Here is a 15,028-nt window from a genome sequence, read left to right as displayed (position 1 = left end):
CCGCATTAATCCGTAAGCACAAGGAGTATCACCATTAATGAAAAAAAAACGGGTATACCGTCCTGCTGGTGCTAGGAAAAAAACTTAATTTCAGGGCAAGCGGAAGGAATTTACTAAAACCTATCATTTAAAAGTGGATTCCGCAGCCCACATGATGACGCATTAAGAAAAAAAGAAGACCCTTTGTAAGGGCCTTCTTTTTTATAAGACAGAACAATTTGGCTAGTGCTTACAATCCCCAAATCCGGTACACAATCACAGCCGCTTCCGCACGGGTAACTGTGTCTTCCGGTGCCAGCTTGCCGTTCTTACCGGTGACAATACCCGATTTAACCAACAAAGACACGCTGTCCACAGCATAATCTGATACCTCCGCTGCATCCGCGTAAGCGTTCAGACTTCCGCTGCCAGAGGTTTCTTTCCCTGCTGCCGCAAGTGCGCGCGCTGCGATTACCATCATTTCCTGACGGCTGATCCCGCTGCCCGGCTTGAAGCTGTTGTCTGCATAGCCGTTTACGATGCCCAGCTGCTGCGCGATGACCAGTTCATTGCTGTAATAAGCATCTGCCGGGATATCGGTGAAGCCCGCAGCAGCTTGCCCTGTACCCTTTAGCTCAAGTGCTCTTACAAGCAGCGTGATGAAATCTGCACGCTTTACAGAAGAAGCAGGGGAGAAGCTGTTCTCAACAGTACCCTGAACAATTCCCCGGGCGGCCATGGCGCTGATCGCGTCTTGAGCCCATAACAGATTCCCCAGGTCTGAGAAGCTTACCGGCTTATAGGCTACCGCAAAGATACCGGATTGCGCGGCACGGAATACTAGCGATCCGCTTGCTGCGTCATATCGGCTGTTCGGAATCGCTGTCAAACTTCCCTTGCTGTCGATCTGACCTGCCACAAGTGAACCCTTATTGCCAAGCTGGGCTGCTGCCGGGGTATAAGGAATGGAGATCTTTAATGACATATTCGGACTGCTCAAGGCTATGGCTTTGCCACCGGCAGTCAGGCTCAGTCCAATTACCGGACCTTGGCCAATGACACTGCGGGCTGCCGCATCAAGATTATCTGTGGAAGCTTGCTGTATACGGACGGATACAACCTCAGTGTCCGCTGTAACACCGGACAGCATGTTGCTTGGAAGCTCCATCGTTCCTAGGTCTGTCTTGATCAGCAGCACGAGGTTTTGCTGCCCCTTTACATTTTGAGCGGGCAGTTGAACTTCATAAGAGGCTGCGCCTGTCTGCTTCGGCAGGTCAATCACGATGTGTTTTTTACCGTCTGCTGCCGGAACAGCCTGTTCAAGCGCCTTTTTCATATGATCGCCCGAAACCGCTGCCTTTGCTGCCCCGCCTTCCGTCTTCACCGCTGGTTTGATTGTAACGATCCCGTCTTTGCTCTCAACGGTTACTGGCTGTGGAGTAGATGCGCTACTGCTGCCGCCGGGTAACGCTGCAGTTGTCGGTGTTGGCGTTGGTGTTTGTGTTTGTGTTGGTGTTGGCGTAGGTGTCGCTACCGGTGTTGGTGTCGGTGTTGGTTCCGAACTAACATTTTTACCCGAGAGGGTAAGCACGCCGTAAATAGAAGTATCCTGATAACCGTTGCCGGTTGTATCATTCCATGCAGCAACGCTTTGCCGTGCCCCGTCCTTGGCGTCATTGATCTGGATGTCGAAGCCGAGCTTCTTATCATTAGCTGCCGAAATTTTGTTAAGCGGAAGCTTAACTTCAACCGTGTAGTTTGTTCCGGATACCTTGGTTGCCGATTCGAAGCCTGCGGCTATACCCGGCGGATTGAAAGTCGTTTCATTGTCATAATTGACCCGGAACTGCCCGTCATCCTCCTGATAGAACGAGGTTTTGGCATTATTCTGATCCAGGAAAATTTCAACGGAATCCTGCTCCCATGCATTGGGACTGCCTTTATCAAGCTGTGCATCGCTGACTTGAATCAGCACATACAGGTTCTGATCATCCCAGAGCGTCTTAGCAACTCCCGTTGCTCCCTGCCATGCGAGCTGATAACGGTTAACCGATAGCTCGGATGCATTGTTCCATAACGCATCAACCGTTCCATCCACTTTTGGCGAGCCATAGACTGCAGTGGAGACATTGGCATCGGTAGTATCCGGCTGGTGCTCTGCCATAAATTTAGCAGGATCGATAACTCCGTAGTAAGCCGGTTTGGCCTGGAGACTCTTATCGAACAACAGCGGATTGGAAGAGGCTCTCCAGCTCGTATTGTCATCCATACCCCAGAACGTAATTCTGGCAATATTGGCAGAATGAGCTTTATACAAATCCATTAATTGTGCGTACAAATAACCCTGGGCATCCGCGAGCTTGTCAGACAGCTGATAGTTGCTTCCGGCCTGAATATCGAGCTCAGTGATGCTTACCTCTACACCAAGGGAAATAAACTTTTCCAGAGACAATTTCACATTGTCGGGATTGGTATTAATGCTGTAGTGCGACTGCATGCCGACACCGTCGATGAGGAGCTTGCCGGGATGAGTAAGCGCATACCTATCATTGATCGTTTTGACCATGTTATAGATAGCCTGTGCTTTATTCTGGTTGTCTTCGTTGTAATCGTTATAATACAGCTTAATATTCCAATCCGGGTGAGCGTCCAGCACTTCTCTGGCTGCCAGGAAGGCTTGCTCGACATAGTCTGCTCCAATTGCATTCTTCCAAGGAGACTGGCGCAGCGAGGTTTCCCAATCGGCCGGATTTGGCGGATTATCGTTCATGGCTTCGTTCACAACATCCCAGGAGATTACCTTATCCCCGAAATGCTCCATGACCGTTTGGATATGGGTCCGCAAATTAACGAGCGCCTCGTCCCGCCCCAGTGCAGTCGTATTCCCTTCGGCATCTGTGGCTGTATTCATCCACGCCGGAGACTGCTGATGCCACACCAGCACATGCCCGTGCATCTGCATACCTTCAGCCAGCACCTTGTCAACCATGGCATCCGCGGCGTCAAAAGTAAAATTCCCCTTTGTCGGCTGTAGCGCATCCGGTTTCATGGCATTGCCGGCGGTAGCAACGTTGTGATGCATTTTGAGCAGCTCCAGCCGGACCCCTTCCAGATCCTCCGCGGTAATTGCATTGCCGATCAGAAAATCGTTCTGATAAGCCGCTTTTACAGGAACCAGATCCTTTTGGATGGCAACAGGGCCAGTGCCGGTCGGCTCAAAGCTGATATCGTCGATATAAAAGGAGGCTGCTGCATTATTTGAACTTTCAATATAGATCGTAAGATATTCGCCGCCCACACTGTTATAGCGGTAGCTTCCCTCAAATTTCACCCAGCCGTCTGCGGCATTGATGGTCTTAGGGGAAAGCGCCACATAATTGGCACTGCTTCCGTTACCCACCTGCGTAGACAGCTGGAGCTGCGAGCTTGCCGGGTCAATCAGCTTCACCCAGGCTGAAATTTTATATTCACTGCCCTTATCTACATACTTCTCTACACGCAGTGAAGGTCCGTGCCAGGTTGAGGTTCTGCCTTCCACCTTCAGCGCATAGGAGCCCTCTCCAGTGTGATTGTCTTCATTCGTGATACTCAGCGTTTCAGTTCCAGCTCTGCCTATGAAGCCGCCTGCAGTCTGATCTTCAAAGGTAATTGTGGTGAACGGTAATGCCGGTTCTCTTGCCGGCTCTTCTCCAACATCCGTGATTACCTGCTCGGTAAAAAGAATGTCTCCAATATAGAACGGCACAGCCGCTCCGGCCTCATTGGAATTAATACGCATGGCCTGATCTTTGCTGGTGTCCACCGTAAATTCCTTGGTTAGGGTAACGGCTTTGCCGGATTCATAAGCCGCTTCTGTATAATTCCCATAGCTGTTCACAGTTTGAAGCGAAGCCTTTGCAGTTGCAGGTAAAGTCACATTGGCATCAACATACACTATGGCAGTTACTGTGTACGTTTTCCCGTTTTCGAGACCGAGATCGCTGTACTTGAAATCCGCCGCATCCCAGTTATTCACTCTGTTATTTACGTATAAAGCCGCACCATCGGCATTGCCGTCAAAAACTTTGCCGGTGACTGCCGCAAGACTTGCCCCTCCTGAGTTGACTGCTTTTCCTGCCCCACCCGCAAAGGTTTCATGGTAAACCGTTCTGGTCTCTTCCTGGCCCGTTTCAGCTGCCCGGGCAACCGGAGCAATCCTGCCTAACGGAAGTAGCAGACTGGCCGCTAATACTGCTGAGAAAATTTTTTTAACCATTCTACTCATGCATTGCACTCCTCTGTTATACATTTTGGGTCAACAATTAAGCGCTTACAAATTCAGGAACACAGCCCCCTTTCTCAATGCAAATCGTAGCATAATCCAAAAAGAGCGTCTTTCTCAGAATTAAAGGTATTACCGTACTTTTTATATATCATTTCAGGGGGGGGATACCCCGGGCATACAAACAGCCAGTCACCATTCGTTCTGGCAACTGGCTGGGGATTCATCAGACTTAAGTGCTTAATAGAACAAATCCCAGCCGATGATAACAGCACTGAATAACAGTGCCGGGACACCGGACAGTATGTATATGATCTTGCTTGCTTTACCCGCTTCTGTACTCCGCAGTTTCATCAGAAGCAGCATTATATATCCTGCAGCAAGTACCACATAGACGATGTTCCCGATAAGATGAATGCGAATGGCAGAATAGGTAGTGTAGTTCAGAGTACGATACCCAAGGATAATGTTATTCACTATAAAAGCAAGTCCGGCAATGTTCATCCATAAATAGTATTGGTTAAAACCGGATGACGGCTTAGCTGCTCTCCTGAATCTGGAGATGATCCACCGGACGAATCCGCTAATCATCGCAAACATGATCAATAACGCTCCGAGACCCGCAGCTATCACAGATATCCCGGTTCTTTGGGCAGCCAAGCCTGTAAGCGGAAAGGAATCAAAATACGGATTTGAAACCTTCACGACTGCTCCTTGAGCATCCCGTACAAAATAGGCGAAGCCCGATTGCCGCACCGGAACATACACATAAGGCTCAATCTGTTTATAGGGCATATCATTAAAGTCAATGACATTCCTGTTAATCGAAACAATCTTCATTGTACTGAGATATCCCAGCAATTTGGTGAATCCGTGAACCACCCTCCGGGCGGACTGATATTCCCCCTCTACCTGCACACTATCCGGAAGGTCTACGCTAGAAGCCTGGGGTTTGTAGGTGCCAAACACCTTATCGGTAAGGCCTGCGCAGTATTCCCATTCATTGTACTGATTGGTCATCACGACCATTCCGAACCCGGAAGCCGGATCTATTGTAAATTTACTGGAAAAGCCCAGGGTATTCCCCCCATGCTCCAAAGCAGGAACCGTGTGATTCACCTCAAAAAAACCATGGGCAATTCTCGGAATATCCGTTCCGTCATAATTCAGGCTCGGGGACAGCATCTCCCTTAACACCGTATTGCTTTGGAATAATGGGGTATAATCACCTGCGGCCGGCATTAGTGCGGCCAGAAATTTTGCGGCATCCCCAGCGGTTCCAATCGCACTTCCTGCCGGATATATACCGATGTATCCTCTATTCTTCTTGATCAGCTTCAGCTTTGTGGTATAGCCTTGAATCTTGTTTCTCGCGGCATCGACCGCTTCATTATCCCGCTGGGCCGGATGAATGGAGGTATGTTCCATCCCCAGCACATCGAAAATATGCTCTTTCACATAGATATAGAATGACTGGCCGCTCTGCAGTTCCACAAGATAGGCAGCCAAAGCCGCACCATAATTGGAATAGGCTACTACCTTACCCGGTTCATAGACCTGCCGGGGTTCAAAGAGGGCCAGCGCCTCTCCTAACTCAGGGAGATCCTCCTCTGCAAAATAGAACAAATCCGTAGCCCGGTCCTGCCAGCCAGCATTATGATGCATCAGGTTCAGTAGCGTAATCGGCTTATTAACCTTCAGTTTTTTGAAGAAACCTTCAGGCAGATATTCACGGATATCCTGCTGCAAATCCAGTTTCCCCTGCTCTACCAGCTGCATCACACTGGTCCAGACCAGCAGCTTGGAGCACGATCCCCACTCAAACACAGTGTCTGTATCAGCTGCTGTCTCATGTTCAATATCCGCGAATCCATATGCCTGATTGAAGACGATCCTGCCATCATTAACAACGGCAACAGATACAGCGGCAGTCGTCTGCCGGCGGTCAGCTGCATAGGTATCGATAACCGAAGCAAGTGAAGACAGCAGAGTGCCGGAAGGAGCCGTATCGTTTCCCCCTTCAGCGGCGCGGGCCGGAACAGCCAGTAACAGCAGCAGAATAACAGCGAGTACACTGACTGATAGCTGTTTGAGCCCTTTATATCGGTTGTATTCTCTCACTTGCAAATTCCCTCCACGGATACGAATGCTTTCAGATATTTACATATATTTTCCACAAAGTGATACCGAACCCCTCCATCTGAGCCTGAGAAAATTAAAAAAAGCCTGCCCCCATCATTCAGGAGCAGGCACTTATCTTACAATTATTTATTCAGGCCTTTCCAGACCCAGTTCTCAACTTCCGGAAGATCAATACCCTCTTCGCGGATAAATTCATAATGTTTCTTAACCATTGCATCCATCTCAGCTGCGATAGCAGTGTACTGATCAGCTTGCGGCAGGCTCAGAACAGCTTCCTTCGTCAGGTCGAAACGGTCCATCTGATTCAGTACGCGCATATCGAACGGAGTCGTGATATCGCCGTTCTCACGGTAGCCGTGTACATGCAGATTATGGTTGTGGCGGTCGAAGAACAGGTCTTTGATCAGCCCTTCATAGCCATGGAATGCGAAGATCACCGGTTTGTCTTTTGTGAAAAATTGATCAAACTCTTCGTCGGATAAGCCGCGCGGATCGAGCTTCTGGCTTCTCAGCTTGAGCAGATCGACTACGTTGATATAACGGATCTTCAGCTCAGGCAATTTCTCATTCAGGATGGAGATTGCAGCCAAAGCCTCAATGGTCGGTTCTGTACCTGCGGAAGCAAAGACAACATCCGGTTCGCCGCCGTTATCGGTGCTTGCCCAGTCAATGATCTTCAGTCCTTTATCAACCAGCTCCTGCGCTTCTGCGGCACTAAACCACTGCGGACGCGGGTGCTTGGAGGAGACAATCAGATTGATCTTCTGACGGTCGTTCAGTACGGTGTCGAATACAGCCAATAGGGAGTTCGCATCTGCTGGCAGATATTCACGGATGAATTCAGGCTTTTTGTCAGCCAGGTGGCCTAAGAGACCCGGATCCTGGTGAGTGTAGCCGTTGTGATCCTGCTGGAACACAGTAGAAGTTGCTACAACATTCAATGAAGGGATATCTGCACGCCAGCCCTGATCGGTTGCCTTGCGCAGCCATTTGAAGTGCTGGGTAATCATGGAATCAACAACACGCAGGAAGGCTTCATAACTTGCAAAGAACCCGTGACGTCCAGTCAGCACATAACCTTCAAGCAGACCTTCTGCCTGATGCTCCGACAATTGGGAGTCAATAACACGGCCATAAGAAGCCAGGAATTCATCGTTAGGTTCAATAACCTGATCCAGCCATTGGCGTTTGGTCACTTCGAACACAGGTCCAAGACGGTTGGACATCGTTTCATCCGGTCCGAAAATGCGGAAGTTACGGTTAGGCTCATTGCGCAGAACCACTTCTTTCAGATATTTACCCAGAACGGCCATATCCTGTGCTACAACTTTACCTGGAACAGAGTTATCCAGTGCATAGTCGGCAAAGTCCGGCAGGTTCAGGTCTTTGATCAGGTGGCCGGCGTTAGTCACAGGATTCATGCCCATACGTCTGTCGCCTTTTGGAAGGATTTCGGCAAGCTCTGCGTTCAAACGGCCGTTCTCATCGAATAATTCTTCCGGTCTGTAGCTGTGCATCCAGTCCAGCAGAGCCGGTGCATGCTTCATATTCTTCTGGTCTACCGGAATCGGCACCTGATGGGCACGGAACGAACCTGTGTTAGGCACGCCATCCCACTGCGCAGGTCCAGTCCAGCCCTTAGGGGAACGGAAGACGAGCATCGGCCATACCGGACGGGTAAGGTCGTTATTTTCGCGCGCATTTTTCTGGATCGCTGCGATTCTTTCAACGATGGCATCCAGAGCCTTCGCCATTTCAGGGTGCATATGTTCAGGATCTTCGCCTTCAACGAAGAACGGTTCCCAGCCCATGCCTGTGAAGTAGGCGGTAATTTCTTCTTTCGATTGACGGGACAGAATCGTCGGGTTGCTGATCTTGAAGCCGTTCAAGTGCAGAATCGGCAACACAGCGCCATCGGTAACCGGGTTGATGAAGCGGTTGGAGAACCAGGAAGCTGCCAGCGGTCCGGTTTCTGCTTCACCGTCTCCGACAACAACTGCCGAGATCAGGTCCGGATTATCCAGAATAGCGCCAACGCCGTGGGATAAGGAATATCCAAGCTCGCCGCCTTCATGAATCGATCCCGGAGTTTCGGGTGCAGCATGGGAAGCAACGCCGCCCGGGAACGAGAATTGTTTGAACAGTTTCTTCAGACCAGGGATGTCCTGGGTAATTTCCGGATAGATTTCGGTGTAGCTGCCATCCAGATAGGAGTTGGAAACCATAACCTGGCCGCCATGGCCCGGGCCTTCAACATAGAACATATTCAAGTCATATTTAGTAATTACACGATTCAAATGGGCATAGATGAAGTTCTGGCCGGGAATAGTACCCCAGTGCCCGATCGGTTTAATTTTGACGTCAGCGTCTTTAAGAGGCTCTCTCAGCAACGGATTGTCTTTCAAATATAGCTGGCCTACCGAAATATAGTTCGTTGCACGCCAGTAAGCATCCAGCTTCTCCAGATACGTTTTTGATGAGTAATCAACATTCAAGGTCGATAATCCCATTTTATCCACTCCCTGTTTAATTATGAATACAATACCAATCTCTTTTCTCTACACGTACATCATACCTCTGCAAAAAATAAATACAACCTTTTTGACAAGTGATACGGTCCAATTTTGTGAAATTTTGAACATAGTATGAAAATCGGGCCCATAACACAGGAAAACAGCTTTATTTCTATAAATTTTTCCAATATATTACACAAAATTATTTAGATAAACTTTTAAACACTGTATTCATTGCCTCCTCAAAACAAAAAAAATAAGACCGGGAAATTTCCCGGTCTTATTCTTAATGCACAGATACAAAAGTATTGAACTTGAGATATTTGTAATGGAACCGCATGTGTGAGAATTCAAAGGGGGTGCCGTTGTCCAAAAAGAATATCCCTTCCATGATCCCCACGGGTTCATTTACGCTTAAATGCAGCAGCTCCTGGTCCTCCGGCTCGGAGGGCTCGGCAAAGATGGATAAAAACGACTTGGTCACGGCAAGATTGCGCGAATCCTCCAGATAATTGAAGATTGATCCTTCAATAATCGTCTGATTGAGATCCTGGACGATTTTGATCGGAATATAACCCGTCTCAATCATAAAGGGCTCGTCGTCAAACAGGCGCAGACGGACGATTTTGTAGACAAAATCATGGGGCCCGAGGAACAAATCACGCTGCAGCTCCTTGGTGGGTGGAATCACCTCGAAATTCAGCACTTTGACTTTCGGCTTCTTGCCGTGCATCTGAAAATTGTCGGTAACACCCAAATTCGAGCCTTCGTAATTAAAGATCGATTCGTTTTTTATGTACAGGGGATTGATGAACGTACCTGAACCGCGTTTTTTGAAAATAATGCCGACGCTCTCCATTTTGGTCAGCGCACGCTTGATGGAGCTGCGGCTTACCTGATAGGTCTCGCTGAGGCTGCGTTCATCCGGCAATCTCATATCGGCGAATTCTCCCGCGAATATTTTCATTTTTAGATCATCAATAATCTGTTTGTAGACAAATTGTGTCATGAAGTACTCCCTTTCAGGTCTTCTATCACTTCATAAAGCCTAATGTTAACTATATCATAATCATCGCCTAGATTATACAGATTGGCCTTACGTTTCGCAGGCATACCTGATTTTATAATCGCTCAGGTCTATGATCTTTGTAATGGAGATTTCTCCTGCCTAGGGATATAGTGGTTCCGGGCCCCTATTGGTAATAAATGTATTATGCAAGAATAAAGAGTATTGGCCCAGTACCTAATCAAGGAGGATTACGGCCAATGATGCAACATAAACTAAGGACTTCTACATCCATTTTTGAAGCAAGGCCCGTACCTGTCCCTTTTATCGCCGGGATGATTATTATTGAAATTATCTATTCACTATCCGTTAACCTTATTTACTTTGAACACGGCTACTACCGTCCGCTTTCCAATCTTACAAACGGCTGGATCGGCGGAACGTTAAGCGCTAATCTTATCGGTCTTTTCGTGGAGGTGATTATCTTCCTGGTTGCCATCGCCAAAGTTACGCCAAGGGAATTGGGTCTCAGGAAGGAGAAACTGCTGCCTGGGTTAACAGGATTTCTGCTGTTTTGGATCGCGATTCAGCTTGTCAATTTGGGCGTCAACCTCTCAACAGGCTCCAGCATAACCTTCAATGATCAGATAACGGAGTTTCCGAGTGTAGTGCTAGGCGGGTTATTGGGACAGCTTTTTGGCAATGCACTGCTGGAGGAAATCATATTCCGGGGCTTTTTATTTGTTCAGGTATTCCTTTTATGCAGCAAAATAAAGCGTCATTCGTCCCGCGTAGCTGCGGCCATGTTCATTTCACAGGCCATCTTTGCACTCATGCATATTCCTAACCGGATCTATTCCGGCTATGCCGGGATGGAGTTTGTGTACGACTTTATCCAGCTTGTCATTTTCGGAATCATATTCTGTCTGCTCTATCTGCTAACCAAAAATTTGTTTTTTGTTGTTGGTATCCACTCCCTAATGAATGAGCAGCTTATGTTATGGTACAACGATTATTCGAATGCCATTATTTTAAGCAGTATTATAACCATGGTTTGTCTAATGCTCCTGTTAAAAATAAAACAGCGGCGTTCACACCGGGCGGCGATTGATATATAGCTCCAAGCTTGAGCCTGTCCCGGAAAGCTTGTATCATAAACATACCAAGACAGGAACGGAGGTGCAGGATGACCTATTCACAGCGTTCAACCCATGCAGCGGCTGCATCTGATTTCACGTATCTGGAATACCAGATTGGCCTTGCCGCAGAGGAATTGAAGGAAGCACAAGGGCTTATGAAGGTTCATGAAGCGGATTTAAGCAGGCTGACAGCTTCTCCGGGGTATGACCCGGGTTCCGTTACCCCGGAAGAGCTGCTGCTCAGGGAACAATCAGCGAAGCAGCAAGCTTTGATTGAAGGCATCCAGGCCACTTTAGCCGGACTCGAGGACGAACTCGCGAAGCTGGAAGATTAAGCTGAGCTTCGATCTCCAGATAACCAAAAAGATGTTCCGGCCAAAGGTGGCCCGGAACATCTTTTTTATGCGGGAATATACTTCCCTTAGTTCATGTCTGCGATAGCTTTGTAAGCCGCCAGATCTGTATATACCTCTTCTTTAAGCGGATTACGTTTATGTTTGAAGATTTTATAGCAGTGATAAATAATCACGGCTATGTTAGCAGCCAACGACAATGCACTCATAACCCATAACGCCGTTTCACTGTGGGAAGATTGTACGGAGAACTTTGACTCTCCGACAAAGGTCGGGAACGACATTGTAAACATCATCCAAATCGCCAAGGTCTGAGCACGATGCTGTAACCAGGCACCTTTTTTGAAGAAGAACGCCGGGATTGTGCATGAGATCAGCAGTGCAGCGCCTGCATAGAAGGAATGGTCAGAGACAGCATTATATACATAAGCAAAATTCCAGAGGTCATACGCGATAATCCAGAACCAGAGCTGATCCGGCCACAGCATATCCTTACTCTTGTCTTTACTAATCACAATGCCCATCCAGCCGGAAATCGTAATAATGTTCAAAATACCTGCAATCCCGTTCATAATGTTCCAGGGACCACCCACCATCATCACTCCGTCAACCATGCCATCCAGGCTATATACCTGGAAATCGCGGATAACCGCTTCCAGAATGTTAACGGCCAAAATAATGGCTGGAAACATCAATATGTATTTATTACTGCTCCAGCCCTTAACAAACCGGATCGCCATGAAGCCCAAACAGCCTGCCAGCGCAGAGTATACTTTTACCCAATGAAACCAAGTGCCCACACTGGAATCTTTGCCTGCCGTGTTCGGCCATACTGCAAGGGTCAGAACAATAGGTACAGCTAAAAACAAAAATAGTGAAACCCATTTGCTCTTGCGGGCAATTTCATTGACGAGCATTAATCCTCCAAGTACCCCGAACCACATCAGTGCAGAGTACCAGGGGATAGATTCGAATAAAAACATGACTTACTCCTCCTTATATTATGTATTCAATGTGTGACTTAGCTCAAGAATAATCAAAGTGTCAGGTTCCATCAAACTTTACAAAACATTGATAAATCAACGTTTTACAAGTCTCCTTTCATGTTAGGTTTACACAACGGTTTTGCCCGGGATTCCCTAAGACATCAACGCCGGCAGGCGATTTTAATAGATTCTATATCTTTAGCACTACATGCTGTAAACCTATCCCGAAAGTAAAAAAAAAAAAAAAACTTGCCCACAAAGTGCTTTGTGAGCAAGGCCAGTGTTTAGCCGTATGGTTCAAAAAAATCGGTCGACCAGGTATTTCGTATATACGATACAGTTCTCAAGTGTGGGGAAGTTCATGATTTCTCCGGCGTAATATATCTGGTCTCTCCCCTGCATCAGGTCAAGCTGCTCATAAAAGCCTGCACGGAGCGCAGCAGATTCCACATGGGGAAAATGCTCCCATCTTTTCATCATATAGAAACGAATGTTGGTTCCGCCGAGATCCCTAAGCTTCATTTCCACAGCCTCGCGCATCTCCTGATCGGTCATCTCTTCATTCTCAACTACATAAATAGTGATCAAATCCGTAGTCCCCATATCTGCCCACCGGTAATACCAGGCCATCATCTGTCCCTTAGACTCAGGGCGCATATTGCCGGGAATATAACCTGAAAGCTCAGGGATTCCTTCAACCCTATAAGCGTATACACGAAACCGCTCATAGGTAATATGCTCCAACATCCTTTTATCTGCCGCAGGTAAATCAACGATTTCACTAATATGCTGCAAGGAAGCCGTATAAATCACTTTGTCAAAATAGAGCGCAGACTGACTGGTTTCCACCCGCACCTTGCCGTTTGGTTCACAGTCCATATGGAGCACTTCGCAGGTCAGACGCAGGTCCTCTACCTGGTCTGCCATACGTCTTATGAGTTCAGTAACCCCTTTAGGCCAGGTGATCATATGCGTAACTTCAATAAAGGAGAGCAGATTATCAAAGCTTAAAAATTTCAGAACATAGGCCGCAGGCACATCATAGATACTGCCAAACCCAAAGGTACTGAAGTAATGCATATAGACCTGCTTAATGACAAATAATTCGTTCTCATCACACCATAAGGAAAAGGGCTGGCACAGGTCCTCCGGCAAATGGAGAAGGCCCGGTTCATTTAACCGCTCGTAGCGTTTGGAAATCTCCGGCAACCGCTTGAATTCCTGCGCAAAAGCCTGTACCTGATCCAGAGGAATCTGCGAGGTCTGCCTTCCGTTCGTATTGAAAAATCCCCGCTCCAGTAAAGGCCCCTTGTCCATGAGGTCATATTCCATCATCAGGTTCTTCGTATGGGCATAGGAGGGAAGTCCGAACAGCGCCCCCATTTCATATGTTTTCCCTTTGTACTCAATGGAAAAGCACTTTCCTCCCACACGGTCTGATTTCTCAAGGATGGTGATATGGGTATAGCCCTTTTTAGCCAAATGATAAGCAGCAGATACCCCGGAAATCCCTGCTCCAATGATGCCTATTTTGTCTTCGCGCTTCATGTTGTCCATCTTCCGTTATCTCCTTGTAAATAACCATAGTGGCAAGGTCTCCTGCTGTCCCGTACATTCAAGTGCTGCATCGGATGGTATTTTTCCTTTATTAGGACCGTCTGTAATCTTTCTGTTGAAGTTATAGTAATTCAAGTATGCTTGTAAGCGGTTTTCTAATATTTCAAAAGAATTGATCGTAGGATCTCCCCAGGCCTGCTGGTAAAATTCCTGCGTCAACACTGCAACAAATTGCTGCAAAGGTTGAAATATCTCTGCATTTTGCGCAGTGACAGCCACTTGATTAATATTGTTCTTATGTAAAAAGTCGGTATATTTATGTTTGCCTCTATCCCAGTTTGTGGTGAATTCGCGGCTTTTGTGCGTCACCAGATTGTCGATCTCAAAATGCAGTGACTTCATTAAGGGTATGACCTTGAGATGCATAAAATCGATGAAGTGTATGGTAGCTTTCCGGTTATAGAGCTTGACCAGTCCTATCGTAGAGTAAACATCATAAATCACATATTGATATACCTTTCCGATTCGCGGGAACTCTCCCATATAATAAATACTCTGCATGCAGATATAACCGGGGTGGGCATTGTCCGGATCCTTCAGCTTATAGTCCAGCAGTTGTTCCCTTACCTTGCTCCTTGGAGCTTTAGCAGCTGTGTCACCCGGCCATTTCTTCTCCTTGATTTCTTTGGCATAGGCTTCCCGCTGCGCCCTCTTGCTAAGTCCGTGCCGCCGCAACACATTGTATATCCCGGATTCCCCTACCTTCTCCCCCTCGTCCTGCAATTCATAATAGATCCGCTTCGGACCATCCTCAGGAAATTTGGCAATATACTTTAAAATCAGCCTTTCCGTACGCTTGTCCACTTTGTTTGGCATGACCGGTTTTTTTTCTCTCTCCGTAAGCCCATCCATCCCATGCTTCTTGTAGGCATTTTGCCACTTATAATAGATCGTCCGGGAAATGCCGAACTCCTTGCAGGTTTCACTTACATTTTTGCTGGTGGTTCCTTGCATGAGGATATGATATTTAGTTTTAGCATTCAATTCATTCACCCCCCAGTCTTTATTTTATACGTACCCAGCCTTTTGAAC

9 protein-coding genes are annotated in these 15,028 nt (G+C 47.4%); 2 read left to right on the top strand and 7 right to left on the bottom strand.

Features of this window, described 5'->3' with window-relative positions:
- Positions 1 to 229: 229 nt before the first annotated feature.
- The 4 genes from QU597_RS08295 to QU597_RS08280 form a co-directional block, all read right to left on the bottom strand.
- Entirely contained in the window at positions 230 to 4,243 is a 4,014-nt protein-coding gene (locus tag QU597_RS08295) for a glycoside hydrolase family 10 protein (protein WP_310832211.1), read from the bottom strand.
- A gap of 237 nt (positions 4,244 to 4,480) precedes the next feature.
- Positions 4,481 to 6,361, bottom strand: coding sequence for a serine hydrolase domain-containing protein (locus QU597_RS08290; RefSeq protein WP_310832210.1), 1,881 nt, complete (start codon positions 6,359 to 6,361; stop codon positions 4,481 to 4,483).
- 143 nt (positions 6,362 to 6,504) lie between these two features.
- A complete protein-coding gene (locus QU597_RS08285) occupies positions 6,505 to 8,892 on the bottom strand; it encodes a phosphoketolase family protein (RefSeq protein ID WP_206103862.1) in 2,388 nt (795 codons plus the stop codon).
- Positions 8,893 to 9,181: 289 nt separating this feature from the next.
- Positions 9,182 to 9,904, bottom strand: a complete 723-nt coding sequence (locus QU597_RS08280) for a GntR family transcriptional regulator (RefSeq protein ID WP_310832209.1) — start codon at positions 9,902 to 9,904, stop codon at positions 9,182 to 9,184.
- Positions 9,905 to 10,161: 257 nt separating this feature from the next.
- On the opposite strand from QU597_RS08280, the gene QU597_RS08275 reads away from it, so the two are divergent.
- Together QU597_RS08275 and QU597_RS08270 are read left to right on the top strand one after the other, a co-directional pair.
- Positions 10,162 to 11,019, top strand: coding sequence for a CPBP family intramembrane glutamic endopeptidase (locus QU597_RS08275; RefSeq protein WP_310832208.1), 858 nt, complete (start codon positions 10,162 to 10,164; stop codon positions 11,017 to 11,019).
- Between the two features lie 68 nt (positions 11,020 to 11,087).
- A complete protein-coding gene (locus QU597_RS08270) occupies positions 11,088 to 11,375 on the top strand; it encodes a hypothetical protein (RefSeq protein WP_310832207.1) in 288 nt (95 codons plus the stop codon).
- An 86-nt stretch (positions 11,376 to 11,461) separates the two neighbouring features.
- Here the strand turns inward: QU597_RS08270 and QU597_RS08265 are convergent, their stop codons facing one another.
- The 3 genes from QU597_RS08265 to QU597_RS08255 all read right to left on the bottom strand — a co-directional run bounded on the left by QU597_RS08265 (position 11,462) and on the right by QU597_RS08255 (position 14,980).
- Positions 11,462 to 12,376 carry a DUF5692 family protein gene (locus tag QU597_RS08265; RefSeq protein ID WP_310832206.1) on the bottom strand — a complete coding sequence of 305 codons (915 nt, stop codon included), beginning with the start codon at positions 12,374 to 12,376 and terminating at the stop codon, positions 11,462 to 11,464.
- A gap of 300 nt (positions 12,377 to 12,676) precedes the next feature.
- Entirely contained in the window at positions 12,677 to 13,936 is a 1,260-nt protein-coding gene (locus QU597_RS08260) for an FAD-dependent oxidoreductase (RefSeq protein WP_310832205.1), read from the bottom strand.
- 6 nt (positions 13,937 to 13,942) lie between these two features.
- Positions 13,943 to 14,980 (bottom strand): helix-turn-helix domain-containing protein, encoded by a 1,038-nt coding sequence (locus QU597_RS08255; RefSeq protein ID WP_310832204.1) that lies wholly within the window; start codon positions 14,978 to 14,980, stop codon positions 13,943 to 13,945.
- Positions 14,981 to 15,028: the final 48 nt, after the last annotated feature.

It is taken from the genome of Paenibacillus pedocola, from assembly GCF_031599675.1.
Lineage (GTDB): Bacteria > Bacillota > Bacilli > Paenibacillales > Paenibacillaceae > Paenibacillus_AQ > Paenibacillus_AQ pedocola.
This window is presented reverse-complemented; position numbering and strand designations above follow the sequence as displayed.

Coding starts and splice junctions, on each gene's coding strand:
- QU597_RS08295 (WP_310832211.1), bottom strand. CDS start 4,243: ATGAGTAGAATGGTTAAAAAAATTTTCTCAGCAGTATTAGCGGCCAGT.
- QU597_RS08285 (WP_206103862.1), bottom strand. CDS start 8,892: ATGGGATTATCGACCTTGAATGTTGATTACTCATCAAAAACGTATCTG.
- QU597_RS08280 (WP_310832209.1), bottom strand. CDS start 9,904: ATGACACAATTTGTCTACAAACAGATTATTGATGATCTAAAAATGAAA.
- QU597_RS08275 (WP_310832208.1), top strand. CDS start 10,162: ATGATGCAACATAAACTAAGGACTTCTACATCCATTTTTGAAGCAAGG.
- QU597_RS08270 (WP_310832207.1), top strand. CDS start 11,088: ATGACCTATTCACAGCGTTCAACCCATGCAGCGGCTGCATCTGATTTC.
- QU597_RS08265 (WP_310832206.1), bottom strand. CDS start 12,376: ATGTTTTTATTCGAATCTATCCCCTGGTACTCTGCACTGATGTGGTTC.
- QU597_RS08260 (WP_310832205.1), bottom strand. CDS start 13,936: ATGGACAACATGAAGCGCGAAGACAAAATAGGCATCATTGGAGCAGGG.